General features: G+C 45.3%; 23 protein-coding genes. 22 read left to right on the forward strand and 1 reads right to left on the reverse strand.

The window, feature by feature from the left end; translation table 11 throughout:
* Positions 1-58 precede the first annotated feature (58 nt).
* From B9Z54_RS23670 to B9Z54_RS23735, 14 genes are all read left to right on the forward strand, one after another.
* On the forward strand, positions 59-1,264 hold the full coding sequence (locus B9Z54_RS23670; protein WP_113930790.1) for a PDZ domain-containing protein: 1,206 nt from the start codon (positions 59-61) through the stop codon (positions 1,262-1,264).
* 141 nt (positions 1,265-1,405) lie between these two features.
* Entirely contained in the window at positions 1,406-1,921 is a 516-nt protein-coding gene (locus tag B9Z54_RS23675; protein ID WP_205207759.1) for a BsuPI-related putative proteinase inhibitor, read from the forward strand.
* A 163-nt stretch (positions 1,922-2,084) separates the two neighbouring features.
* Positions 2,085-2,957: a GNAT family N-acetyltransferase gene (locus tag B9Z54_RS23680; RefSeq protein ID WP_162785348.1), complete on the forward strand. Its 873-nt coding sequence runs from the start codon at positions 2,085-2,087 to the stop codon at positions 2,955-2,957.
* A gap of 182 nt (positions 2,958-3,139) precedes the next feature.
* Positions 3,140-3,910, forward strand: coding sequence for an alpha/beta fold hydrolase (locus tag B9Z54_RS23685; RefSeq protein ID WP_113930792.1), 771 nt, complete (start codon positions 3,140-3,142; stop codon positions 3,908-3,910).
* A 56-nt stretch (positions 3,911-3,966) separates the two neighbouring features.
* Positions 3,967-4,617, forward strand: a complete 651-nt coding sequence (locus B9Z54_RS23690) for an HD domain-containing protein (RefSeq protein ID WP_113930793.1) — start codon at positions 3,967-3,969, stop codon at positions 4,615-4,617.
* A gap of 63 nt (positions 4,618-4,680) precedes the next feature.
* The gene (locus B9Z54_RS23695) at positions 4,681-4,914 is read left to right on the forward strand and encodes a CsbA family protein (RefSeq protein WP_113930794.1); all 234 of its coding nucleotides are present in this window, start codon (positions 4,681-4,683) and stop codon (positions 4,912-4,914) included.
* 385 nt (positions 4,915-5,299) lie between these two features.
* Positions 5,300-6,289: a serine hydrolase domain-containing protein gene (locus B9Z54_RS23700; RefSeq protein ID WP_113930795.1), complete on the forward strand. Its 990-nt coding sequence runs from the start codon at positions 5,300-5,302 to the stop codon at positions 6,287-6,289.
* Positions 6,290-6,368: 79 nt separating this feature from the next.
* Positions 6,369-7,214, forward strand: a complete 846-nt coding sequence (locus B9Z54_RS23705) for an alpha/beta fold hydrolase (protein ID WP_113930796.1) — start codon at positions 6,369-6,371, stop codon at positions 7,212-7,214.
* A gap of 464 nt (positions 7,215-7,678) precedes the next feature.
* Positions 7,679-9,661 carry an excinuclease ABC subunit UvrB gene (gene uvrB, locus B9Z54_RS23710; protein ID WP_113930842.1) on the forward strand — a complete coding sequence of 661 codons (1,983 nt, stop codon included), beginning with the start codon at positions 7,679-7,681 and terminating at the stop codon, positions 9,659-9,661.
* Positions 9,662-9,667: 6 nt separating this feature from the next.
* The gene (gene uvrA, locus B9Z54_RS23715) at positions 9,668-12,547 is read left to right on the forward strand and encodes an excinuclease ABC subunit UvrA (protein WP_113930797.1); all 2,880 of its coding nucleotides are present in this window, start codon (positions 9,668-9,670) and stop codon (positions 12,545-12,547) included.
* A 415-nt stretch (positions 12,548-12,962) separates the two neighbouring features.
* Positions 12,963-13,286, forward strand: a complete 324-nt coding sequence (locus tag B9Z54_RS23720; RefSeq protein WP_316247211.1) for a magnetosome magnetite crystal formation protein family — start codon at positions 12,963-12,965, stop codon at positions 13,284-13,286.
* A 20-nt stretch (positions 13,287-13,306) separates the two neighbouring features.
* A complete protein-coding gene (locus tag B9Z54_RS23725; protein WP_113930799.1) occupies positions 13,307-14,458 on the forward strand; it encodes a DUF4097 family beta strand repeat-containing protein in 1,152 nt (383 codons plus the stop codon).
* A 36-nt stretch (positions 14,459-14,494) separates the two neighbouring features.
* Positions 14,495-14,677: a PspC domain-containing protein gene (locus B9Z54_RS23730; RefSeq protein ID WP_113930800.1), complete on the forward strand. Its 183-nt coding sequence runs from the start codon at positions 14,495-14,497 to the stop codon at positions 14,675-14,677.
* A 17-nt stretch (positions 14,678-14,694) separates the two neighbouring features.
* A complete protein-coding gene (locus B9Z54_RS23735) occupies positions 14,695-15,057 on the forward strand; it encodes a phage holin family protein (RefSeq protein ID WP_113930801.1) in 363 nt (120 codons plus the stop codon).
* Positions 15,058-15,154: 97 nt separating this feature from the next.
* Here the strand turns inward: B9Z54_RS23735 and B9Z54_RS23740 are convergent, their stop codons facing one another.
* Positions 15,155-15,829: an N-acetylmuramoyl-L-alanine amidase gene (locus B9Z54_RS23740; protein WP_345840766.1), complete on the reverse strand. Its 675-nt coding sequence runs from the start codon at positions 15,827-15,829 to the stop codon at positions 15,155-15,157.
* Positions 15,830-16,073: 244 nt separating this feature from the next.
* Here B9Z54_RS23740 and hprK point away from each other — a divergent pair, with 244 nt between their 5' ends.
* From hprK to hisD, 8 genes are all read left to right on the forward strand, one after another.
* Positions 16,074-17,009, forward strand: coding sequence for an HPr(Ser) kinase/phosphatase (gene hprK / locus B9Z54_RS23745; RefSeq protein WP_113930803.1), 936 nt, complete (start codon positions 16,074-16,076; stop codon positions 17,007-17,009).
* Positions 17,010-17,212: 203 nt separating this feature from the next.
* Positions 17,213-18,034 (forward strand): prolipoprotein diacylglyceryl transferase, encoded by an 822-nt coding sequence (lgt, locus tag B9Z54_RS23750; protein WP_113930804.1) that lies wholly within the window; start codon positions 17,213-17,215, stop codon positions 18,032-18,034.
* Between the two features lie 82 nt (positions 18,035-18,116).
* Positions 18,117-19,064, forward strand: a complete 948-nt coding sequence (locus B9Z54_RS23755; RefSeq protein ID WP_113930805.1) for a nucleoside recognition domain-containing protein — start codon at positions 18,117-18,119, stop codon at positions 19,062-19,064.
* On the forward strand, positions 19,061-19,714 hold the full coding sequence (ppaX, locus tag B9Z54_RS23760; RefSeq protein ID WP_113930806.1) for a pyrophosphatase PpaX: 654 nt from the start codon (positions 19,061-19,063) through the stop codon (positions 19,712-19,714). Before B9Z54_RS23755 ends, ppaX begins: the two co-directional genes overlap by 4 nt.
* Positions 19,711-20,244 carry an acyltransferase gene (locus B9Z54_RS23765; protein ID WP_113930807.1) on the forward strand — a complete coding sequence of 178 codons (534 nt, stop codon included), beginning with the start codon at positions 19,711-19,713 and terminating at the stop codon, positions 20,242-20,244. The genes ppaX and B9Z54_RS23765 overlap by 4 nt, the downstream gene beginning before the upstream one ends.
* Positions 20,245-21,104: 860 nt before the next feature.
* The gene (locus tag B9Z54_RS23770; protein ID WP_113930808.1) at positions 21,105-22,292 is read left to right on the forward strand and encodes an ATP phosphoribosyltransferase regulatory subunit; all 1,188 of its coding nucleotides are present in this window, start codon (positions 21,105-21,107) and stop codon (positions 22,290-22,292) included.
* Positions 22,289-22,924 (forward strand): ATP phosphoribosyltransferase, encoded by a 636-nt coding sequence (gene hisG, locus B9Z54_RS23775; RefSeq protein WP_113930809.1) that lies wholly within the window; start codon positions 22,289-22,291, stop codon positions 22,922-22,924. The genes B9Z54_RS23770 and hisG overlap by 4 nt, the downstream gene beginning before the upstream one ends.
* A gap of 14 nt (positions 22,925-22,938) precedes the next feature.
* Positions 22,939-24,204, forward strand: a complete 1,266-nt coding sequence (gene hisD, locus B9Z54_RS23780) for a histidinol dehydrogenase (protein WP_113930810.1) — start codon at positions 22,939-22,941, stop codon at positions 24,202-24,204.
* Positions 24,205-24,248: the final 44 nt, after the last annotated feature.

The following is a 24,248-nucleotide window of genomic DNA, read 5'->3' on the forward strand; positions in this document are numbered from 1 at the left end:
TAGAGTCTATTTGTTAAAATGATAGAAAAGGTTAACACGTTGAGGATGGTGGATACCATTGGTACAGCTTTGGCTTAAGGAGGTATTGGAAGCAGGAGGAAAACTGTTTCTGAACCCGCTGCTTTATTTTTCTATTATACTTGCTTTGTTCATCGGCTTCTATCGCGTGAAACGAGAGAGACGGGAGCTTAAAACCAGAATTTTTGATGTGTACCACGAGCTGCGTTTTCTATTTCCGATGGGTATCCTGCTGGGGCTTGGCTTTTCACTACTGACTGTCGGTGCGGGTCTTGTCATTCCGTTTGGCGGACTATTAGTGATAGGGGCCGTTACTGTCCTGTTGGCGCTGACCTTCCAGATTAGGCTGCTGACACCAGCGTTTACTGTCGGAATAGGTTATTTTGTGCTTCTGGCGCTGCGATATTTCAAGGTGGAAATGCCATTATTCAATACATATTTCGAGCAGCTGAATGATGGCTTGCTGAATGCTGTTGTCGTTTTACTGGGGACACTTCTTTTGATCGAGGGGGTCTTGATCAATTTAAATGGAGGAAAGAAAACTTCTCCCAGGTTGATAAAGAGCTCCCGGGGCCTCAAAGTCGGTGCTCAAGAAGGAAAGAGGCTTTGGATTGTGCCTATGTTCCTCCTGATTCCAGTCGGCTCACTGGAATTGCCTTGGGGTTGGTGGCCGGTCTTCACCTTGGGATCAAACACCTACTCTCTTATTCTATTTCCCTTCCTGATAGGATTTAGGCAGTTGGTCAGAAGCACTCTTCCTCAAATCAGCATCAAAGAAACAGGAAACCGTGTCTTCTGGCTGGGTGCCCTTGTTTTAACGGTTGCGGTGGCGGGTTATTATGCTCCCTACATCTCAATAGCGGGAGCCGCGATGGCCATTGCCGGACGTGAGTGGATTTCTTATAGACATCGGAAACAGGATAGTGAGAAATCCTATTATTTTTCAAGGAAATCCCAGGGGATTATGATCTTGGCGGTACTGCCTGGTTCCCCGGCTGAAAAAATGTCCCTGATTTCCGGAGAAATGATTACTAAAGTGAATGGCTTCAGGGTTCAGACAGAGGAGGAGTTTTACGAAGCTCTTCAGCAGAACCGTGCTTATTGTAAATTGGAAGTAATCGATACGAACGGCCAGATTCGCTTTGCGCAAGGGGCGCTTTACGAGGGTGATCATCATGAGCTGGGGATCATTTTTGTAGAGGAAGAGCGTGAATGGTCCTCTGAAGTCGGTTATCATTTTGTGTGAAGTAAGGCCTTATGGGAAGTGTGATTCTCATAGGGCTTTTGCTTTATGTAAGCCTATTTTTAGAAAAGTATGTAACTTTCTCTGGATTGGTATCGTCCACTTCATTAACAAGGTTTTATTTATGGAAAGGAGTGTAAATACATGATAAAGCGTTTTTTAACTTTTATGATGGTGCTCTTCATGATGTCCATGACAGCCGCTTGCGGGATGAGCGTTGAGCAGGGAGAAGACTCCGGAGTGGAAGAAGTGGAAAATGGAATGCAGAATGACGGAGAAAACAGCGAAGAAGACACCAAGCAAGATGGGGGGCAGGGCATAGTGGCAGGTGAAATCGAACCAAGCATTACGAAAAATGAAAATGGAAAGTTTGTTTACACTGTAAAGAATCAGACGGAAAAAGAAGTGACTTTCGAGTTTACAAGTTCTCAGCGTTATGATTACGCAGTGAAAGACGCTTCGGGTGAAACCGTATTTTTATATTCAAGTGCAGCGGCCTTCATGCAGGTCTTAGGTACAGAAACATTGGCGCAGGGTGAAGAGCTTACCTATACAATCGAGCTTCCTCCGGGAGAAGATTTTAAAGATGCGACCACATTGGAAGTATGGCTGACACCAAAGGGCGGCAAAAAAGCGCCAATCACAACAACTTTGAAATAAGCCGAAAACCGCACCCTGAATGGAGGTGCGGTTTTTTATTATGAATTAACGTGTAATGTGCTGACTGCTTTAATGCACTGACTCGCTAAAAGGGATAGTCCCTTACACAGTGTTAATGTGCTAAAGTTAAAGTGAAGAATTTTGAGGTAGCGGGGGGATGGAGATGAACGGTTACACTTTCGTAAAAGGCTGCAGGGATAATGCTGATTTGAGGGGGAGCTTCAATACTCTGGCTGCTCAAGTTTTCGGCATCAACTTTGAGAGTTGGTATAACAAGGGTTTCTGGACGGATAAATATGAGCCATACTCTTTTTTGGACGGAGATAAGGTCATTGCCAATGTTTCGGTGAACAGGATTAATATGATGGTTGAAGGTGAAAGAAAGAGAGCGGTTCAGCTCGGTACAGTGATGACACATAAGGATTACCGTGGAAAAGGACTCTCCGGTGCGTTGATGCGAAAGGTATTGGAGGATTATCAGTATGTTGATGCCATGTATTTATTTGCCAACAGCACAGTGCTGGACTTCTATCCTAAATTTGGCTTTCACGCAGTGGAAGAGCAGCAGCCTGTCATGAAGCTTGCCGGGGGAGGAGAAGGAGTTCTCCTGAACAAGCTGGATGGGCAGAAGGAAGAAGATATACGTTTCATTTTTCAATGTGCGGAAAAAAGAATTCCGCTGACCAGGCGATTCACCACGACTGATGCCGCTGAGCTGCTGATGTTTTATTGTACATATGTATTTCCTCAGAACATTTTCTTCTGGCCGGAGGAGGAAATGATCATTCTTATGGATGTCGAAGGAGAAACACTTCATATATTTGACATAATTACGAGTAAAGAGGTGGATTTGCAGGCGGCAGCCGCGAAAATTGCTCCGCCAGAAGTAAGGAAGGTGAATTTCCACTTTACAGTCCCAACCGGATCACAGATAACGACAGAGGCCTTTAGAGGTGATGAAGTTCTGTTCGTGAAGCCGTCTAAAGAGTTTGTTCTGCCGGAAAACTTTAAGCATCCTATTACATCGCAAGCTTGATCATATAATTGAGAGTCGGAACCTCCCTTACTGGATAAGGGAGGTTCTTTTTTACCGAAGCTTCAGGACTTTAAAGCGCTAAGAGGGACAGTCCCTTTCAGTGTTTTAAAGTCCTAAAGCTTGTATGTTATGGGGGTGTTCTGCCAAAGCTAAAAGTAATATTGGGACAGGGGGAGAGTGGAATGGGGTATTGTGACTTCAGAGATAGAGAGCTGTATTTTGAAGATTACGGGGAAGGGACTCCGATATTATTGATTCATCCGCCTGGACTCGGACGTAAGTCATTCATTTATCAGAACCCTTTAAAGGAAAAGTTCCGTTTGATCATTCCCGATCTCAGCGGGCATGGCGACTCTTATAATGAAGCGGACTACGTCAGTATTGAAACATATGTAGAGGAAATCAGAGCCATTCTCGATCATCTCTCCATTTCCAGATGTGTTCTTCTGGGCTATTCGGCCGGAGGAGTGGTTGCGCAAGAGTTCACCTATAAGTATATGGATATAGTGGAGCTTCTTATATTGGCGGGAGGATATCCCAAGGTACAGACCGTCCGGCTGAAGGTGATGCACCTTCTTGGGATGAAGGCCATCAAAGAGCGTCCGCAGCTGATGTTTTCCGTTTTATCCAAAGCCCACGCCAAAACGCCGGAAGCAGAGGACGAACTTTATGAGCACATGGAAAAAGCGAATCGGAGCATTTGGTATCACTTCTATAAACAATCGCTATATTATAACTGTACGGATCGCATTCTTGACCTTAAAGTTCCGCTCCTGCTCATTTATGGAGCCAAATCGGATTGGATCAATAACCAATACAAGCTATACAAGGAGCATCCGCAGCACGAGCTTGTTGTTATCGAAAATGCCAAGCACCAGCTCCCGACACTTTTTTCTAATTCCTTTAATAAAGCTGTATATTACTATGTTAAAAAAATGTTGAAGAGGGAATGAAAAGGGGTATAATGAATAATCAAAATAGAGACTAGTTTCACCGGGAGGAGGATTACATGGGGATTCATCATTATTTTAAAAGTCTTTCAGACGTGGAGAAGCTTGTCCGGTGTCCTGGAAGATTTAAATATCAGGATCATAATGTTGCAAGCCACTCATTCAAAGTCACCAAAATTGCCCAATTCCTTGGGACGGTCGAGGAACACAAAGGAAATGCCGTCAATTGGAAGGCGTTATACGAAAAAGCCTTGAATCATGATTATGCGGAGCTTTTTACAGGGGATATCAAAACACCTGTCAAATATGCCTCAGAGGAGCTGCGAAGGCTGTTCAGCGAGGTTGAAGAAGAAATGATCGGCAAGTTCATCAAACAGGAATTCCCTGATGAGTATCAGGATGTTTACAGGGAGCGATTTAAAGAAGGCAAAGACTCCACTCTTGAAGGGCGGATCCTTTCCGTAGCGGATAAAATTGACTTGCTGTATGAATCGTTCGGTGAAATTCAAAAAGGAAATCCGGAGCCGCTGTTTTTGGAAATTTACGAAGAAGCGCTCGCTACGATCTTGAAGTTTCATGAAATGGACAGCGTGCAGTTTTTCCTCAACGACATCCTTCCAGAAATGCTTTCAGAAAAAAATATTCCTCATGAACAGCTCAGTGAAATGACAAAGAAAATTGTTGAAGGATTCAACTCTCCGAAAGAATAAGTATCTCTTCTAAATTGTTTTCTGTTAAAATGACATTAACAGAAGTTCTGAGGAGAGAGACGAATGGTTTCAAAATATATATTGGGCATTTTCCTGCCCGGACTGCTTGTAGTCCTATTCACAAGGGTGACCTATAACCATATTGTCGGTTTGGTGCTGACTGTTGCCCTGATAGCGGCCTCCGTATATAAAGGGTATACAGATACATGGGCCCTGATCGTTGTTGATGCTGCATCCCTGACAGCCGGCTTTTGGTACAGTAACCGAATGAGAAATAGAGCAAAAAATCAAAGCTGAAGCCCTGATCCCGTCAGGTGCTTTTTTATTTTTATAGAAGGCTGTTCAGGAAAGATACCAACGGCCGGATTCTCACCCTGGGTCCTAATAGGTTTCTCTTTGGATATGGGGTGTTTTGTGATGACCAGGAGTTAAGTTAAAATGATATTGTTTATAATTCACAGGTTTTTTTAAAAAAGTGGATAACCTGCTGTTTATTGTGGATAACGAATAATTTTCCACAAATTATTTTCTATAAAATTTAATTACACACAAGATATTAACAAAAAATAAGATTATCAACATTCTATCCACATAATCAACAGATTATCAACAGAGTTATTAACAAGGTGTGGGGATTTCTTTCTAGAACACAGTAAGTATCGAAGAAAAGGAGAGGTTACCTATGTATGAAAACCTTGTTTCGTGGGTTGAAAATATCAAAGAAAAGAATCACAGCTCTGGTACTGCTCTTCTGATTATGAAAGATAACCAGACGGTGCTTGAGCATTACAGCGGAACTCAATCCAATTACTCAGGGGCAAGGCCGGTCACCGCCAAAACCAGATTCAATATTGCTTCGGCACGCAAAAGCTATCTGGGGCTTGCAGTTGCCTTTGCTGTACATGAAGGGAAAATCGAAAGTCTGGATGACTTAGCTCTAAAGTATTTTCCAGAATGGGACACCGGTTTGCTGGGAGAAACCACGATCAGGCATCTCCTTACCCATTCCCATGGCCTGCATACCACTGAGGAAGGAGTACCTTTCCGTGAATTTCCGCCGGGAAAAAGCTGGGCATACAGAGGCATCAATATAAGAATGATGACAGAGCTTGCAGGTAGATTATTTCAAAAAAGCTTTCCGCAGCTGCTAAAAGAAAGGGTCTTTGATCCGCTGGGCTTCAAAGAGACAGGCTGGGAAATAACCTCTGAGGAAAATCTCGCTGAAGTGATTACGGACCCGGAAAAAGGAGCGGACTCCGCGCTGGGTTCTACAACTGATGGAACCGACAAAAATCTGTTTGTTTCCGCAAGAGAAATTGCGCAGTGGGGGAATCTGCATTTAAATCTTGGTAAGGCAGATGGGAAGCAGATTGTGCCGGAAGAAGTGATTAAGCTCGCCACGTCCATTCAAAGTCCTGTCTATGAAAATAAAAATCTTCCGCAAAACGGATTTTTCTGGTTTGTCCAAGGAGAACCTGCCCTTCAAAGTGAATTGGGTGAAAAGGTGCCAAGAGGTTCCTTTCAAATCCTGGGTGTAACTGGTTCGACAGTACTTGTCGTCCCTGAACAAAATATGGTGATAGTTAAAATGTATAACAAGCGGTACAACTACGGAGGAGACAACTATCTCCACTATCTAAGAGAATTCAGCAATCTGGCTGCCTCACTTTAACCCTTTAAAGCACGAGGGACAGTCCCTTTTCGCGCTTTAAAGGATTGCAGAAAAGAATGATCATGAGGAGGCAATTTCTATGCAAAAGTGGCAAAGAGACCTTTTGCAGACAGAGAGGGGTTCATTCGAGATTTTTACTGCAGGGAAGGGGGAACTGCTATGCGTGACCCATCATTATTCTATATTTAATGAAACCGGCGATTATTTTGCTGATGAGTTCACCAAGACCCACAAGGTCATCTTAGTCAATTTACGGGAAGCGGGAGAGTCGGAAAAAGCCCATGAACCCTATCAGCTCAGCTTGCTTGAGACCATTTTTGACTTAGAGGCGGTGCGGAAGGTAATGGGCCAGGATCAATGGATATTTGCCGGCCATTCGACAGGCGGGATGCTTGGTATCATATATGGAATCTATTTCTCCAGCAGTCTTAAAGGGCTGGTCATCGCCGGTGCGGCTGCCCGGGATTATTTCACCTTCTCCGAGGGGTGCATCTACCACTCCTCCCATCCTCAATTTCAACTCATGCAGAATTATAATGAAAGACTTAAGCAGCCGGACTTATCCGCAGAAGAAAGAAAAGAAATCTCGGTTAATAGGACGAAGCTTTCACTTTATAATCCTGAAAAGTATGAAGAATACTTCAGTAAAAGCATACATAAAAAGTTGTCCGCTGTACGAATGAATTTCATGAACAGAGAGCTTCAGGTATTTGATGTGACAAGGAAACTTCCGCTGATCAGTGCTCCTGCTCTGATAATGTGCGGCAGGCATGACGTTCAATGTCCTTTGGAATATTCAATTGAAATGGCAGGCGGGATTAGAGATGCAGAACTGGTTGTTTTTGAGAGAAGTAATCATTATCCATTTTTAGAAGAACACGAAGAGTTTCATGAAAAACTGGATTCGTTTTTAATGAGGATCTAATGGCCAGGCCTTTGGAGTGGTGTTATGGGATGTTATTTTGTGAACTTAAAGGCACCTTAATCAACCCTGAGAAACCTATAGAGGTAAAAAGCAAACACGAACTTTTGTTCGCTTATTGTTGGTTATTTACATAGTGCCTGTGGTAGAATGGGAGTAACGAAAATAAGTTATCGTTACGCTATTGATGATTTTACCCTCCGGAAGGCAGGGCTTCATATTTTTTCGAAATGCTCTTTTTTATAGGAATGCTACTTTTTTCTCCTCCTCCTTCTCCACAGAAGGTTGGGAGCGTAAACCCTAAATTCTCAAAAGACGCACTCTATGCAAAAACAGCCTTTCGAAAAGAGCAGGATTAAAGTGAAAATATATTCAAAAGAGCTATTTTCCAAACAAAAGCTTTAGAGCAGCCGTTAACAGGGTATATTTTATATATATATAAGTTTAGTTGAACGGGAGGCAGGATGGTGAAAGATCAATTTCAGTTAAAGTCTCATTATGAGCCGCAGGGGGACCAGCCCGCGGCAATCAAAGAAATCGCCCAGGGAATCCGTGATGGAAAAAGGCATCAGACCCTGCTTGGCGCGACAGGGACAGGTAAAACCTTTACCGTCTCCAACGTCATAAAGGAAGTCAATAAGCCGACACTGGTCATCGCGCATAACAAAACGCTCGCAGGGCAGCTTTACAGCGAGTTCAAAGAGTTTTTTCCTGACAATGCGGTAGAGTATTTTGTCAGTTACTATGATTATTATCAGCCGGAAGCATACGTTCCGCAGACAGATACTTTTATAGAAAAAGATGCAAGCATCAATGATGAAATCGATAAACTGCGGCACTCGGCAACATCTTCGTTATTCGAACGGAAAGATGTCATCGTCATTGCCAGTGTTTCCTGTATTTACGGTCTCGGTTCTCCAGAGGAATATAGAAATCTCGTTGTCTCATTAAGAACGGGCATGGAGATAGAACGCAACCAGCTGCTGCGGAAGCTTGTCGATGTTCAATATGCGAGGAATGATATTGACTTCAAGCGCGGTACCTTCAGGGTGCGGGGCGATGTCGTGGAGATTTTCCCGGCTTCTAAAGACGAGCACTGCATGCGGATCGAGTTTTTTGGAGACGAAATTGACCGCATTAGAGAAGTGGATTCACTGACAGGAGAAATCATCGGAGAAAGAGATCATGTCGCGATTTTCCCGGCTTCCCACTTCGTTACCCGCGAAGAAAAAATGAAGGTTGCCATTGGGAATATCGAGCAGGAGCTTGAAGAACAGCTAAAAATAATGAGAGAAGAAAATAAACTTCTGGAAGCGCAGCGTTTGGAGCAGAGAACAAGATATGACCTGGAAATGATGAGGGAGATGGGATTCTGTTCAGGAATCGAAAACTATTCACGCCATTTGACCCTTCGTCCTGCCGGGTCGACACCTTATACCCTGCTGGATTATTTCCCTGATGACTTCATGATTGTCATCGATGAGTCACACGTGACCCTTCCGCAAATCAGAGGAATGTTTAATGGTGACCAGGCGCGGAAGAAAGTATTGGTCGATCACGGATTCAGGCTGCCTTCAGCGATGGATAACCGTCCGCTGCGATTTGAAGAATTTGAAAAGAAAGTGGATCAGCTTGTGTATGTCTCAGCGACACCGGGGCCTTATGAGGAAGAGCACAGCCCTGAGATGATTCAGCAGATTATCCGTCCGACAGGTTTGCTTGATCCAACGATCGATGTCCGTCCGATTGAAGGGCAGATTGATGACATGATTGGAGAAATCAATGAGCGGATCGAGAAGAATGAACGGGTTCTTGTAACGACACTGACGAAAAAAATGTCTGAAGACTTGTCTGCTTATTTGAAGGAAATCGGTATAAAGGTACAGTACCTTCACTCTGAAATCAAAACTCTTGAGCGGATTGAAATTCTGCGTGACCTGCGGATGGGCAAGTATGACGTCCTGGTCGGAATCAACCTGTTAAGGGAAGGACTGGATATTCCGGAAGTCTCGCTTGTCACTATTTTGGATGCAGACAAAGAAGGTTTCCTCCGCTCGGAACGTTCCCTTATCCAGACCATTGGACGTGCTGCACGTAATTCCAACGGTCACGTCATCATGTATGCAGACAAAATTACTGATTCCATGAGAAAGGCGCTTGATGAAACAAGCCGCCGCCGTGAAATTCAAAAAGCTTACAACGAGAAACATGGAATCACTCCGCAGACGATCAAGAAGAACATTCCGAACCTTATCCGTGCCACCTATGCGGCAGAAGACCAGGCGGAGTATGAAGGAACACCGAAAAAAACAGCAAAGCTTACAAAACCAGAGAGAGAAAAGCTTATTGCAAGCCTAGAAGGAGAAATGAAGGAAGCAGCGAGAGCGTTGGACTTCGAACGTGCCGCACAGCTGCGTGACACAGTTCTAGAGTTAAAAGCGGAAGGATGACCAGTAATGGCTAAAGATCAAATTGTAGTTCAAGGAGCTAGAGCTCATAACCTTAAGAATATAGATATTACCATTCCAAGGGATAAGCTTGTCGTATTGACGGGCTTGTCCGGTTCCGGTAAATCCTCTTTGGCCTTCGATACCATTTATGCTGAAGGCCAGAGAAGATATGTCGAGTCCCTGTCTGCTTATGCCAGGCAGTTCCTCGGACAAATGGATAAGCCGGACGTCGACGCCATCGAGGGGTTGTCCCCGGCGATTTCAATCGACCAGAAGACTACAAGCCGAAACCCGCGTTCAACGGTGGGGACAGTCACGGAAATCTATGATTATCTTCGTTTGCTTTACGCCCGTGTCGGCAGGCCGATCTGTCCGATTCACGGGATTGAAATCAGTTCGCAGACGATCCAGCAAATGGTTGACCGAATCATGGAATATCAGGAGCGGACCAAGCTTCAGGTTTTGGCCCCGATTGTATCCGGCAGAAAAGGGACCCATGTCAAAACGCTTGAGGATATCAAAAAGCAAGGATATGTAAGGGTCCGAGTCAATGGAGAAGTACTGGATCTTGGAGACGATATCGAGCTTGAGAAAAATAAAAAGCATGACATAGAAGTCATCATTGACCGAATAGTGGTGAAAGAAGGCGTGGAAGCCCGTCTTTCCGACTCCCTTGAGACAGCATTGCGGCTGGCAGACGGAAGGGTCCTCATCGATGTGATCGGTGAAGAGGAGCTTTTGTTCAGTGAACACCATGCCTGTCCTCAATGCGGATTCTCGATTGGTGAACTGGAACCTAGAATGTTTTCATTCAACAGTCCTTTTGGAGCCTGCCAAAGCTGTGACGGGCTCGGTTCGAAATTGGAAGTCGACGAGGACTTGATCATTCCCATCTGGGACAAGACGCTTAATGAGAATGCAATTGCCCCTTGGGAGCCGACAAGCTCTCAATACTATCCGCAGCTGTTAAAAGCGGTCTGCAATCACTTTGGCATCGATATGGATGTCCCTGTTAAAGACCTGCCGAAGCATCAGCTTGATAAAGTGCTTTACGGCTCAAAAGGTGAAGAAGTTTACTTCCGTTATGAAAATGACTGGGGACAAGTCCGCGAGAACTATATCGAATTTGAAGGTGTCGTTAGTAATGTAGAACGCCGTTATAAAGAGACAAGTTCGGACTACATCCGTGAGCAGATGGAAAAATACATGGGACAGAGACCGTGCCCTAAATGTAAAGGACACCGTTTGAAAACGGAAAGCCTGGCCGTAAAGGTGGACTCCCTCCATATAGGAGAAGTGACGGCTTTCTCAATCGAAGAAGCAGAAGGATTCTTCGCCGGGCTGGAATTGTCCGAAAAAGAAATGAAGATTGCTAAGTTGATTCTGAGGGAAATCCGCGAGCGGCTTGGATTCCTGAATAATGTCGGGTTGGACTACCTGACGCTCAGCAGGGCAGCCGGTACGCTTTCAGGCGGGGAAGCCCAGCGCATCAGGCTGGCGACTCAAATCGGGTCACGCTTAACAGGTGTCCTGTATATCCTTGATGAACCATCTATCGGGCTTCATCAGCGTGATAATGACCGCCTGATTTCGACTCTGCAGAACATGCGCGATATCGGAAACACCTTGATTGTCGTCGAGCATGATGAAGATACAATGCTTGCTGCAGATTACCTGATCGATGTGGGTCCGGGAGCCGGAGTCCATGGTGGAGAAATCGTCTCAGCTGGAACACCGCAGGAAGTCATGGATGATTCCAATTCCCTGACAGGGCAGTATCTCAGCGGTAAAAAATTCATTCCGCTTCCGGTCGGACGAAGGAAGCCGGATGGCCGCTTCATCGAAATAATGGGCGCGAAGGAAAACAACCTGAGAAACGTAAAAGTGAAAATTCCTTTAGGCATCTTCACTTCCGTAACGGGAGTATCAGGATCTGGTAAAAGTACATTGATCAACGAGATCCTTCACAAATCTCTTGCACAGCAGCTTCATAGAGCCAAGTCGAAGCCAGGGCTGCATAAGCAGATCAAAGGTGTCGAGCATCTTGATAAGGTAATAGATATCGACCAATCACCAATCGGAAGGACACCAAGGTCTAATCCAGCTACTTATACCGGGGTGTTCGATGATATTCGTGATGTTTACGCGACTACCAATGAAGCCAAGGTACGCGGTTATAAAAAAGGGCGTTTCAGCTTTAACGTCAAAGGCGGACGCTGCGAAGCCTGCCGCGGGGATGGAATCATCAAAATAGAGATGCACTTCCTTCCAGATGTCTATGTCCCTTGTGAGGTATGCCACGGCAAGCGGTATAACCGTGAAACACTGGAAGTGAAATATAAAGGCAAGAATATTGCAGATGTACTCGAAATGACAATTGAAGATGCTCTGCAATTCTTTGAAAACATCCCGAAAATCAGCCGCAAGCTGCAGACGATTGCTGATGTGGGGCTCGGCTATATCAAGCTTGGCCAGCCTGCGACAACCTTGTCGGGAGGGGAAGCGCAGCGTGTGAAGCTGGCGTCTGAACTCCACCGCCGTTCAACCGGCCGTTCGCTTTACATCCTTGATGAGCCGACAACGGGTTTGCATGTGGATGATATTTCCCGCCTGCTCGTTGTTCTGCAGCGTCTAGTGGAGAACGGCGATTCAGTACTTGTCATCGAGCATAATCTGGATGTCATTAAAGCATCGGACTACCTCATTGATCTCGGTCCAGAGGGCGGGGACAAAGGCGGCACAATCGTCGCTTCCGGCACCCCGGAAAAAGTGGCCGAAGTGCCTGAATCCTATACCGGGAAATACCTGAAACCCGTCCTCCAACGAGACCGGGCCAGGATGGAGAAACGCATTAAAGAAAAAGAAGAAGTTGGCAGCAGCCGATAGCAGCGAAGCCAGCCCTCGGATGCGGGGGCTGGCTTTTTAATATAGCACGTTAATCCTTTAAAGTGTGAAAAGGGACAGTCCTTTTCAGTGCTTTAATTCGATAAAGCGGAAATCCTAAAAAACACATCTTGGTACGTATGGTTTATCAGCCTGAAGATGGAGGGAGAATTGATGAAAATATGGGATGATATATATACCGAAAGGGTCTATTTAAAAGATTGATGATCCGAAATGGATACCCCTATTACCCTTTAATTTAGGAAGGTTGGAGCAGAACTCGATTTTTTTATCAGCCACAACCTTTGCGAAAACATCGTGCAAAAAAGAGGTAATAAACCAAGTAAGAAAACAAAATTTGCTTCAATAGTGAAACCTTTGGGAAGTCACATCGTAAATATTAGTAATAGAGAGAGGAGTGACTTCCTTGGAGACGAACAGACTGCTGTCATCTCTTAGTTATTTCAGCATTTTCTTTGCAGGATTTATTTTTCCAATCATTGTGTATTTCCTGTCGGACCAGCCTGAAACGAAAAGGCATGCAAAATCAGCCTTTTTATCTCATTTGGTTCCGTTGATTGCAATGCCGCTTGTCGTTGCAGGGGTTTTCTTTGACATTGGACTTCTGTCGGCAGGAAACGGTATACCGGTTTTTATGTTCATTGCCATTGGTTTTTCGCTGCTCATATCATTGATCGTAGTTATATGGAATGTTTATAAGGGAATAAAGGTACTGTTATAACTTTGAAGGAGTGAAGAGGTATGAATGAAGAACGTAAACGCATTTTGGATATGGTTGAAAAAGGACAGCTCTCGACAAAGGAAGCCCTGACACTGCTTGAAGCGCTGGACAAAGAAGGTTCTTCCCATAAAGAAAAACAACCTTATAAAGAAAAAGAAACGGATCTCCTGGATGACCTTGCGAATCTGTTTACGGGAGAGAAGAAAGACTATCAGGATGATTATGGTGAAAAAACAACGTATACAAACAACAACGGCAAGGATAAGCTGATTGACTTTTTCCAATCCGCTTTGAATAAGGTGAAAAATTTCGATTTGGATTTCGAATTTAATAAATCAATAGAGCTTTCTCATGTTTTCCAGGAAACCGAAGTGGGAGCGTTGAAGGAAGCAGCCGTGGATGTAGCGAACGGCAAGGTAGAGGTCCTGCCTTGGGAGCAGGATGAAGTAAGAGTCGAATGCCAGGTGAAGGTGTACAGGACAGATGATATTGAAGAGGCACGCAGATCCTTCTTGGCCAATACTGATTTCTATATTGAAAATGGAAAGGTGCGGTTGTCCACAGAGCTGAAGTGGATGAAGGTGAATACGAAGGTTTATATTCCCGCTTCTCAGTATGAAAAAGTATCAATCAAGGTCCTCAATGGAACTGTCAGCTCCGAAAGGGTGAAGGCCGACTCTTTCAAGGTACGGTCCGCTAATGGAAAAGTTGAATTGAAGGATATGGTAACAAGGCACATAGAAGTGGACACTTCCAACGGGGCGATTCACTTAGCCAACATCATCTCAGACAGTGTGGAAGCTGAGTCCATTAATGGGAAGGTGTACTTGGAAGGCGATGTCGCAGAGACTGACCTTCAGTCACTGAACGGAACAATTGTGTGCTGCCTGAGAGGCGACAGAGCAGACACCCTTCACGCCAAGGCGGTAACAGGCGGAATCGACTTGTATGTACCGGAAAACATCGGAATCAAAGGTGAGGCAAAGTCCAACCTCGGCAGTTTTAAGATCGAGATGGAGGGTATAAATATAGTAGAAGAAAAAAATGAAGTGGTACAAAAGCATGTTCACTTTTCTAAAGAAAGTGACTCAGATAAGAAGCTTCATATCTTTGCTCACACAAAAACAGGTTCTGTCGTCATAAAAAAATCAGAAGTGAAGAATGATATGTAGGACAGAACATAAGATTTAAGAGAGGATGATAATTGAATGGCATTAGCTCGTTCACGAACAAATAAGGTCTTGGCAGGAGTGCTTGGCGGTATTGCCGAACAAACTGGCATGAGCGCTAACCTATTGAGGATCATCTTCGTCATTTTGCTTTTCCCGACAGGATTTTTCCCGTTAGGTCTTGCTTATATTATCGGTGCGTTTGTACTCCCTAAAAGATAAGAAGGAGTAAAACTTGAATGAGATGGCTGATCGGTATTTTAATCAATGCGGTGGTCTTTGTCAGTCTGGCCGGATATTTTGATGGGTTCGAAGTATCCAGTTTCGGGGCGGCTGTCATTGCCAGCTTCATTCTGGCAATCTTGAATGTGCTGGTAAGGCCGATCCTGATTCTGCTGACACTGCCCGCGACAATTTTAACACTTGGGCTGTTCCTGTTTGTCATCAACGCAATCACCTTATGGCTGACTGACGGTATAATGGGAAGCAGCTTTGAGATGGATGGCTTCGGAATGGCTTTACTCGCCGCTGTCATACTTTCCATTGTCAATATCGCGATTCAAAAAGCGGTTATTGAACCTATGAAGAAGAAAAAAGAGTGAGAAGCATAGCTGCTTCCCGCTCTTTTTTGTTTTGATCGAGTTTATCTGCTGGCTAGGAATCACCGCGATTGGAATTTGGATGAAAGGCGGTGGGGAGTCAAGACCTAGAGATGAACCCTTCAAATCCCGCCCTTTTTAATTTGCTGAGCAATGCCTCTGCATTTTCTTTTCTTGAAAAAGCTCCTGCCTGAACTTTGTATAGCCTGCTCTCTTTTTTGGCAAGCCTATAGTGATCAGCTAATGCAAGTGCAATAGCCTGCCCGCAGGTTTTGCGGTAGGAAGGCGTTTTGAGGAGCTCTGCCTCTTTTTTATTGGTCATAAATCCGCATTCCACCAAGACCGCCGTCATTTCGGTTTCCCGGAGAACATGAAAGTCTGCTGCCTTTACGCCTCTGTTTTTAAGGCCTGTCCTTTCTGTCAGCTTGGTCTGGATGTTATTTGCAAGACTTAGCGCAGCTGCCGGTTTCGTTTGATATACATAGGTTTCCACACCATGAGCATCGTTCCAGCCGCTTCCGAAGGCATTGGCATGGATGGAGATGAAGACATCGCCTTTCATTCTGTTGGCGAAGTCGCTTCTTCTTTTTAAACTCACATCCTCTTTATCGGAATGAGTGAAATAGACTTCTGTTTTTTCATAGGAAAGGAGTAACTCTTTTGCCGCCAAGGCAGCCTCCCTATTGAATTCATACTCCCTCATTCCAGAGGGGCTGCGCTTTCCGGGCGTGCTGTAACCGTGTCCTGCATCAATGATAATCTTCAATTTTCCCACCTCTTCTCTTGATTTTCATTCTATATATAGGATTTCACGGCAGTCTTGGACACCTATTCCATAAAAAGAAGGTTTGCGAAGGTGGTAGTCCGCCGTTGAAAAGTGCTAAAATGGGTTAGAATGAATTCTTTATGGCTGCACTGTTAAAAATGGATTGAAACACGGGGCAGCAGGTAAAAATAATCCTGGTGGAAAACGTTCGATACATATAAACGTTTGAAGATAAAAAAAGGAGGACTTCTTTTTGGCAAAAGTACGCGCAAAAGATATTGTTGAGAAGTTTAATCTTGAAATGGTCAGCGGCGAGGAAGGCCTTCACCGTCCGATTGTCACGACCGATATTTCAAGGCCGGGTCTGGAGATGGCCGGTTATTTTGATTATTATCCCGCAGAGAGAATCCAGCTTCTTGGTAAAACCGAATTGAGTTTTCTTGAAAAACTGGATGACATTCAACGGAAATCAAGGATGGATCAGCTGTGCACGGATATTACACCCGGCATCATCATCAGCCGTGATATGGAAATTCCTCCAGAATTAATCGAAGCATCCAACCGGTGTGACGTGCCAGTCATGAGAACCCCGTTGAAGACGACAAGGTTTTCGAGCCGGCTGACCAACTACCTTGAAAGCAAGCTCGCACCTACGACTGCTATCCATGGCGTTCTTGTCGATATTTATGGTGTCGGTGTCATGATCACAGGGAAAAGCGGCGTTGGTAAAAGTGAAACTGCGCTTGAGCTTGTTAAAAGAGGCCACCGCCTTGTCGCGGATGATTGCGTGGAAATACGCCAGGAGGACACTGATACGCTTGTCGGAAGTTCTCCCGAGCTGATTGAACATCTGCTGGAAATCCGCGGTCTCGGCATCATCAATGTCATGACGCTGTTCGGAGCAGGAGCAGTCCGCAGCTACAAGAGGATCACCCTCTGCATCAATCTCGAGCTTTGGGATAAAACCAAGCAGTATGACAGACTGGGCTTGGAAGAAGAAAAAATGCGGATCATTGATACTGATATCACCAAATTGACGGTCCCTGTCCGTCCTGGGCGAAATCTTGCTGTCATCATCGAAGTGGCTGCCATGAACTTCCGTCTGAAAAGAATGGGAGTCAACGCCGCCGAACAATTCACAAACCGTCTGAGTGACGTCATTGAAGACGGAGACCAGGAAGATTTCTAGAACTAGCTTTACTCCTTTAAAGCATTGAAAGGGACAGTCTCTTTCAGTGCGGTGATACGTTACTGTGTAGCAAGGGAAAGTCCCTTTTCGTAAACGACCGTGTTAAAGCGGCAGCAGGGACAGTCCCTCTTAGTGAAGCAGCGCGTTAATGAATAAATAACATCAAGTAATGATTTGATATGTAGAATGGGAGTGTTTGAGGTATGGAGTCTACAATTACACCGATCAATCCGGTTGCGTTAGATCTTGGGCCGATTCAGGTTCATTGGTACGGGTTGATCATCGGGCTGGGCATTGCATTGGCGTTGTATTTCGCTGTGAAGGAAAGCGACCGAATGGGATTTCCGAAAGATACATTCATCGATTTGATTGTGTGGGCGATTCCGATAGCGATCATTTGTGCCCGCATTTACTATGTTGCTTTTGAATGGGATCATTATTCGCAAAATCCAGGTGATATCTTTAAGATTTGGAATGGCGGGATAGCCATTCACGGAGCCTTGATTGGTTCCGTGGCGACCGCTTACTTTTTTGCAAAAGCTAAAGGGCTGTCATTTTGGAAGCTTGCTGATATCGCGGCACCGAGCATCATACTAGGCCAGGCAATCGGCCGCTGGGGTAACTTCATGAATCAGGAAGCCCACGGCAGGGAAGTGAGCCGCCAGTTCCTGGAAAACCTGATGCTGCCTGACTTTATCGTGAATCAAATGTATATTAACGGTGCTTACTATCACCCTACTTTTTTATATGAGTCGCTCTGGAATATTGCCGGGTTCATTTTGCTGCTGGTCATCCGCAGGAAATTGAATCTCAGAGTGGGGGAACTCTTCCTGTCTTATGTTATCTGGTATTCAATCGGCCGTTTCTTCATTGAAGGAATGCGCACGGACAGCTTGATGCTGACAGAAATGCTCCGGATCGCCCAAGTGATTTCCATTGTGTTGATTTTGCTTGCGGTAGGCTTATGGATTTTCAGAAGAATGAAAGGTTATGCTGCCAAGCCTTATAATGACGTGGAAGCCTAGAGAAATTTAACAAGAGCTGTTTTTTATTCAGCATGTCACCAGACAAACTTGATGAAAAACAGTTGTAAGGGGAGTAAGGAGAATGCTTGGAACATCTGTAAAAAACGGTTGGATGGCCGGTTTGAAGACGACCTGGTCACTGGGGAAAGTCATTTTTCCCATCACCATGATTGTCGTGCTGCTGCAGCATACACCGATTTTACCGTGGATCATCGATAAGATTTCTCCATTCATGCGATTGTTCGGCCTTTCCGGGGATGCGGCGATTCCGCTCGTTCTCGGAAACTTCCTGAACCTTTATGCAGCCATAGGAGGGATCCTTTCCCTAGACCTCACCGTAAAAGAGGTATTCATCGTCGCAGTGATGCTCAGCTTCTCTCATAATCTGCTGATTGAATCGACGGTCGCTGCTAAGGTAGGCGTGAAAATATGGATCATCGTCGCAGTCAGACTCGGGCTGGCCATCATTTCAGCCATTGTGATCAATCTGGTTTGGAATGGAGGCGGGGAATTGGCCCAGTATGGAATGGTTCCTCCACAGGGAGCAGATCCGGAAGGCTGGGGCCAAATAGTACTGCTCGCCTTTGAAAAAGCCGGTTACGGGATCCTGCAGCTGGCACTGATTGTCATACCGTTGATGATTGCCCTTCAGATCATGAAGGATAAAAAATGGCTGGCAGCCTTCTCGAAATGGATGTCGCCGTTCACAAGAGCAATGGGAATGAATGAAAATACATCGACGACATTGGCAGCGGGATTGCTGATCGGACTTGCGTATGGAGCAGGGGTTATGATCCAGGCGGTCGAAGAGGATGGGGTAAGCAAGAAAGATGTAACCATCGCCTTTATTTTCCTTGTGGCCTGCCATGCTGTTGTAGAAGACACCTTCATCTTCATCCCGCTCGGCATCCCAGTACTGCCGCTCTTGATCATCAGGCTTGTGACGGCAATTCTGCTGACACTGGCTGTCGCCCATATTTGGAGACGTGTCGAAGTAACTAAAGCCAAAGGAAAGGAAGCAACTCTATGAGTGAAAAAATCACAACAGTGTTATTTGACTTGGATGGAACGTTGATCAATACAAACGAGCTGATCATTTCTTCATTCCTGCATACCATGAACACTTATTTTCCCAATCAGTACAAACGGGAAGATGTCCTGCAATTCATGGGGCCTCCGCTCGAAGAATCTTTTATAAAAGTGAATCCTGATGCGGTTGAAGATATGGTTAAAACCTACAGAACCTATAATCTTGAAAAACATGATTCTCTGGTAACGGAATTCGAAGGCGTTTTTGAAACCGTTCAAACTTTGAGCCAAAACGGTTACAAACTGGCGATCGTTTCTACTAAGATTCGTGATGTCGTCATTAAAGGATTGAAGCTTACTAATTTAGACCAATTCTTCGATGTCATCGTCACGCTGGATGAAGTAGAAAACGCCAAGCCGGATCCTGAACCGGTACAGAAAGCATTGGCAGCCCTTGATTCAACACCAGAGGAATCAATTATGGTGGGAGATAACCACCATGACGTCCTTGCCGGGAAAAATGCGGGAACACTTTCTGCAGGTGTTGCCTGGAGTGCAAAGGGCCGTGAATATCTGGACCAGTATGAGCCTGACTTCATGCTGGAAACGATGGCTGATCTTTTAGATGTTGTCGGGTTGGATAAACGATGAGAAGGACAACCCGTTATCGAGTTGACGGGGCAAATTCTCTCTGGCATGTGTACAAGACCGTTCCCTTCTTGAAGGTGGTCAAGAACTTCGCCGTTATCCAGCTGGCAAGATACACGCCTTTCTTAGGAATGAAAAACTGGCTGTATAAGAAGTTTCTGCGAATGGAGATCGGCAAAGAAACGTCATTCGCCTTAATGGTCATGCTCGACGTCATGTTTCCTGAAAAAATTTCCGTCGGCCGCAACACTGTGATCGGCTACAATACCACCATACTCGCGCATGAATACTTGATAAAAGAGTACCGCCTCGGTGATGTGGAAATTGGCAGTGAAGTCATGATCGGAGCCAACACGACGATCCTTCCAGGTGTGAAAATCGGCGACGGAGCCATTGTATCCGCGGGCACCCTTGTCCACAAGGATGTACCGGCGGGCGCTTTTGTCGGCGGCAATCCTATGAAGGTTGTTTACACAAAAGAAGAACTTGCGGACCGATGGAAAGATGATGAAATATATGGAAATAAGGATTGATAAGAACCCCCTTGGCATTAGCCGAGGGGGTTTATTTGTGCTTTAAGAGATTACTTAACAATTATATCTCCACATCCGGCTGATCTGTAACCGCTTGAACGGACTCCGCCCTTAAGGCTGAATAATCTCTGGAGAAAAAAGGAGGAGACCGCCTCTTCTGAGAAACCTCCGCCTGCGCTGTTTCTAGTAAACAACCGTAAGTTGTACATGTTCATTAGACGCTAAAAAAAGTTTGAATAATAAGGGGAGAAATTCCCCTTATTTAGGGAAAATCACTAAAACCAGGCTTAAATAGAGGGAGAAATTACCGCTATTTACTTAAATAACGAGAAAATGGGTCACTTTTATTTGAATAAGGGGAAAATTTCCCCTTAAATACCCGCATTTGAGTTGGATTTTTACATTTAACGGGAAATTATCCCCTTATTTTATTGGAACTGGTTACTCAATTAAGTATAAGCCCTTTAAAGGGTTACACTTCTAATGTAAACCCATTAGGCTTTTGCCCATAATATTTTTACTATAGAGGACTCTTCCACTTAGCAGCCTGGTCTATTTTTCATAAAGCAACTAAAACAGGGAAAGAACGAGAATGATAAAAATTGCTATACTTACGGTGAATATAAGCGTATAAAATAGTCATACTTTTCTTCGCAAATCCACAAATGCCTTTCCCTTATTAAGCACAAACTACCCAAAGAAGTTTTTCGGTTGACGGAAGAGGGGGAAGAAGTTACACTACATATAACTTTAACTTATTAGCACATTAGCGAACTAAAGGATTTTAAATATTTTCAATAAAACGACTGCAGTGGGATAATGAATAGATACTGTAAAAATTCAGATAAAAGGTGGTTGTCATGTCAAAGCTGTTCATGTTTGAGAAACCGTTGGGGATGAGAGATACATTCCCGAATCTCTATCAAGCGAAAGCTTCATTGAAAACGAAGATGGAAGAAACAATGAAAGCCTGGGGTTATCAGTTTATTGAAACGCCTACCCTCGAGTACTTTGAAACTGTCGGCGAGGCATCCGCCATCCTGGACAGGCAGCTGTTCAAGCTTCTGGACCAGCAGGGCCACACACTTGTGCTGCGTCCCGATATGACAGCGCCGATTGCAAGGGTTGCCGCCTCTAAACTTCTGCAGAACAAGCAGCCATTGAGGCTTGCGTACTGTGCAAATGTCTTCCGCGCTCAGCAGAGAGAAGGCGGACGTCCCGCAGAATTCGAGCAGTTCGGAATTGAATGCATTGGGGATGAAACCATTTCTGCGGACGGTGAAGTGATTTCCTTGATGATTTCCTCCTTAAAAACCGCCGGACTGAAGAATTTCACGATTTCGATCGGGCACATTGGGTTTGTCAGGGAGCTCTTTAAAGAAATTTTAGGAACGGAAGAACGGGCCAATACATTAAGCCGCTTCCTTTATGAAAAAAATTATGTAGGATTCAGGGACCATGTCAACAAGCTGTCTCTTTCTTCGATTGATAAGCAGCGCCTGCTTTCATTCTTGAAAATAAGGGGCGGAAAAGAAATGCTTCAGGAAGCGTATCCCCTTATGGAGGGGCAGGCTGGCAGGGAAGCAATCGGGCAGCTGGAAGAGTTATCAGAGCTTCTTGAAGATTACGGTTTGGCTGAGTTTGTAAAGTTTGACCTCAGTCTTGTAAGCCATATGAGCTACTATTCAGGGATACTGTTTGAAACGTACGCCGAGAATGTCGGTTTTCCGATAGGGAACGGCGGACGATACAATAAATTGATGGAAAAGTTCGGTAAGGAATCGGGTGCGACAGGTTTCGCCCTTAAGCTGGATCATATATTGGAAGGCTTGGGGTTCCCTGAAAGTCCTGTCACCGATCATTGCGTGCTTTTCAGCAGAGAACGCAGAGGCGAAGCGATTACTTTTGCGCAGGAATTGAGAAGCCAGGGAAAAAGTGTGGTACTTCAGGATTGGAAAGGAATTACAGATGTTGACGAGTTTTCCAAGGAATTCACAGAGGTAAGCTATTTTATAGGAAAGAATGGCAAAGGCGGTGATGAACGATGATAGATTTGACGATTGCGATGCCGAAGGGGAGGATTTTTGACGAAGCACTTGAACTGATGAGGCGAGCGGGCTACAAACTTCCGCCGGAATTCGATGATTCCCGTAAATTGATCATCGAGGTTCCTGAAGAAAAGTTGACATTCATCCTCGCCAAACCAATGGACGTTCCGACATATGTGGAGCATGGGGTAGCTGATCTTGGCATTGCCGGGAAGGATGTCATGCTCGAAGAAGAAAGAGACGTTTATGAGCTTCTGGATTTGAAAATTTCTGCGTGCTATCTGGCGGTTGCCGGGCTGCCCGGAACGAAAATGAATGAGGTGGCACCGAAAATCGCGACAAAATATCCAGCTATAGCATCAGGATATTTCCGTGAACAGGGTGAGCAGGTTGAAATCATAAAGCTGAACGGTTCCATCGAACTTGCACCGATGATCGGGCTGGCGGACAGAATCGTCGATATTGTTTCCACTGGCAGGACCTTGAAGGAAAACGGGCTGGTCGAGTATGAAAAGATTGTCGGTATTACCTCCAGGCTGATTGTGAACCCGGTGAGTTACCGGATGAAAGATGAACGAATCGATGAACTGGCAGAGAGATTAAGGGAAGTCGTCAGCAGCATCAGCGTGTAAAGGGAGGGATTTCTATGAAGATTATAAAGGCAGAAGGAAACTTATCGATTAAGCGCTCAATCGACAGCGGAACGGAAGAACAGAGGAAAACAGTACAGGGGATTTTGCGTGAAGTGAAATCGCGCGGCGACAAAGCGCTTATAGATTACACAGCAAAATTTGACCGGGTGCGGTTGAAGGATTTACGTGTTTCTGAAGAAGAAATCGATGCGGCGGTAGAAGAAGTTGGGCTTGAAATGATGAAAATTATTGAAGAGGCAGCCCAAAACATTTCGAGCTTTCATGGGATGCAGCGGAGAAATTCCTGGTTTGATACCGATGAGAATGGCACTCTTCTCGGACAGAAAATTACCCCTTTGGATTCAGTTGGAGTTTACGTCCCGGGCGGCACAGCAGCTTATCCTTCCTCTGTTTTGATGAATGTCCTTCCAGCCAAGGTTGCGGGGGTGGAACGGATTGTCATGGTGACCCCTCCAGGAGAAGACGGCCGGATACCCTCAGCCGTTCTGGCAGCAGCTAAAACAGCCGGAGTAACCGAGATCTGGAAGGTCGGCGGCGCCCAGGCGATCGGTGCCCTCGCTTATGGAACAGAGAGTGTGGAGCCTGTCGATAAAATCGTCGGGCCGGGCAATATCTATGTGGCTCTTGCCAAGCGTGAGGTGTTCGGCGATGTGGCCATTGATATGATCGCCGGGCCAAGTGAGATCGTCGTCCTGGCTGATGAAACGGCGAAAGCGGACGAAATTGCGGCGGATCTGCTTTCGCAGGCTGAGCATGACACGAATGCCTCGGCTGTCCTGGTCACGAATTCATCGCGGCTGGCAGAAGAAGTGTCGAAGAAGGTGGAACAGCAATTGAGCGACCTGCCGCGTGAAGAGATTGCAAGAGAATCCATCGAGCGGTTCGGCGCAATATATCTCGTTGATGATATGGAAAAAGGCATTGAAGTGGTCAACGACCTGGCACCGGAGCATCTGGAAATCATGACGAGCGATCCGATGGAGACAATGGCGAAAATCCGCCATGCGGGGGCAATTTTCCTTGGAAGATACAGTTCTGAACCTGTCGGCGATTATTTCGCAGGACCGAATCATGTTCTTCCTACGAACGGGACGGCCCGATTCTCATCGCCATTAAACGTCGATGACTTCACAAAAAAGTCCTCGGTCATTTCATATAGCGAGAAAGCTTTACAGTACAATTACAGTAAAATCGCCAAACTTGCACGGCTCGAAGGATTAGAGGCGCATGCCAGAGCGGTCGAATCGCGTTTTAAATAAAGGTTTTAACGCATTAACGCAGCGAAAGGGACTGTCCCTTTTAA

Source organism: Bacillus sp. P14.5 (assembly GCF_003316765.1).
In the GTDB taxonomy this organism is placed as follows: Bacteria; Bacillota; Bacilli; order Bacillales; family Bacillaceae_B; genus Rossellomorea.

Excerpts from the sequence above, each read along its gene's own strand:
- B9Z54_RS23675 (WP_205207759.1), top strand. The coding sequence starts at position 1,406 with ATGATAAAGCGTTTTTTAACTTTTATGATGGTGCTCTTCATGATGTCC.
- B9Z54_RS23680 (WP_162785348.1), top strand. The coding sequence starts at position 2,085 with ATGAACGGTTACACTTTCGTAAAAGGCTGCAGGGATAATGCTGATTTG.
- B9Z54_RS23685 (WP_113930792.1), top strand. The coding sequence starts at position 3,140 with ATGGGGTATTGTGACTTCAGAGATAGAGAGCTGTATTTTGAAGATTAC.
- B9Z54_RS23690 (WP_113930793.1), top strand. The coding sequence starts at position 3,967 with ATGGGGATTCATCATTATTTTAAAAGTCTTTCAGACGTGGAGAAGCTT.
- B9Z54_RS23695 (WP_113930794.1), top strand. The coding sequence starts at position 4,681 with ATGGTTTCAAAATATATATTGGGCATTTTCCTGCCCGGACTGCTTGTA.
- B9Z54_RS23700 (WP_113930795.1), top strand. The coding sequence starts at position 5,300 with ATGTATGAAAACCTTGTTTCGTGGGTTGAAAATATCAAAGAAAAGAAT.
- B9Z54_RS23705 (WP_113930796.1), top strand. The coding sequence starts at position 6,369 with ATGCAAAAGTGGCAAAGAGACCTTTTGCAGACAGAGAGGGGTTCATTC.
- uvrA (WP_113930797.1), top strand. The coding sequence starts at position 9,668 with ATGGCTAAAGATCAAATTGTAGTTCAAGGAGCTAGAGCTCATAACCTT.
- B9Z54_RS23725 (WP_113930799.1), top strand. The coding sequence starts at position 13,307 with ATGAATGAAGAACGTAAACGCATTTTGGATATGGTTGAAAAAGGACAG.
- B9Z54_RS23730 (WP_113930800.1), top strand. The coding sequence starts at position 14,495 with ATGGCATTAGCTCGTTCACGAACAAATAAGGTCTTGGCAGGAGTGCTT.
- B9Z54_RS23735 (WP_113930801.1), top strand. The coding sequence starts at position 14,695 with ATGAGATGGCTGATCGGTATTTTAATCAATGCGGTGGTCTTTGTCAGT.
- lgt (WP_113930804.1), top strand. The coding sequence starts at position 17,213 with ATGGAGTCTACAATTACACCGATCAATCCGGTTGCGTTAGATCTTGGG.
- B9Z54_RS23755 (WP_113930805.1), top strand. The coding sequence starts at position 18,117 with ATGCTTGGAACATCTGTAAAAAACGGTTGGATGGCCGGTTTGAAGACG.
- ppaX (WP_113930806.1), top strand. The coding sequence starts at position 19,061 with ATGAGTGAAAAAATCACAACAGTGTTATTTGACTTGGATGGAACGTTG.
- B9Z54_RS23765 (WP_113930807.1), top strand. The coding sequence starts at position 19,711 with ATGAGAAGGACAACCCGTTATCGAGTTGACGGGGCAAATTCTCTCTGG.
- B9Z54_RS23770 (WP_113930808.1), top strand. The coding sequence starts at position 21,105 with ATGTCAAAGCTGTTCATGTTTGAGAAACCGTTGGGGATGAGAGATACA.
- hisG (WP_113930809.1), top strand. The coding sequence starts at position 22,289 with ATGATAGATTTGACGATTGCGATGCCGAAGGGGAGGATTTTTGACGAA.
- hisD (WP_113930810.1), top strand. The coding sequence starts at position 22,939 with ATGAAGATTATAAAGGCAGAAGGAAACTTATCGATTAAGCGCTCAATC.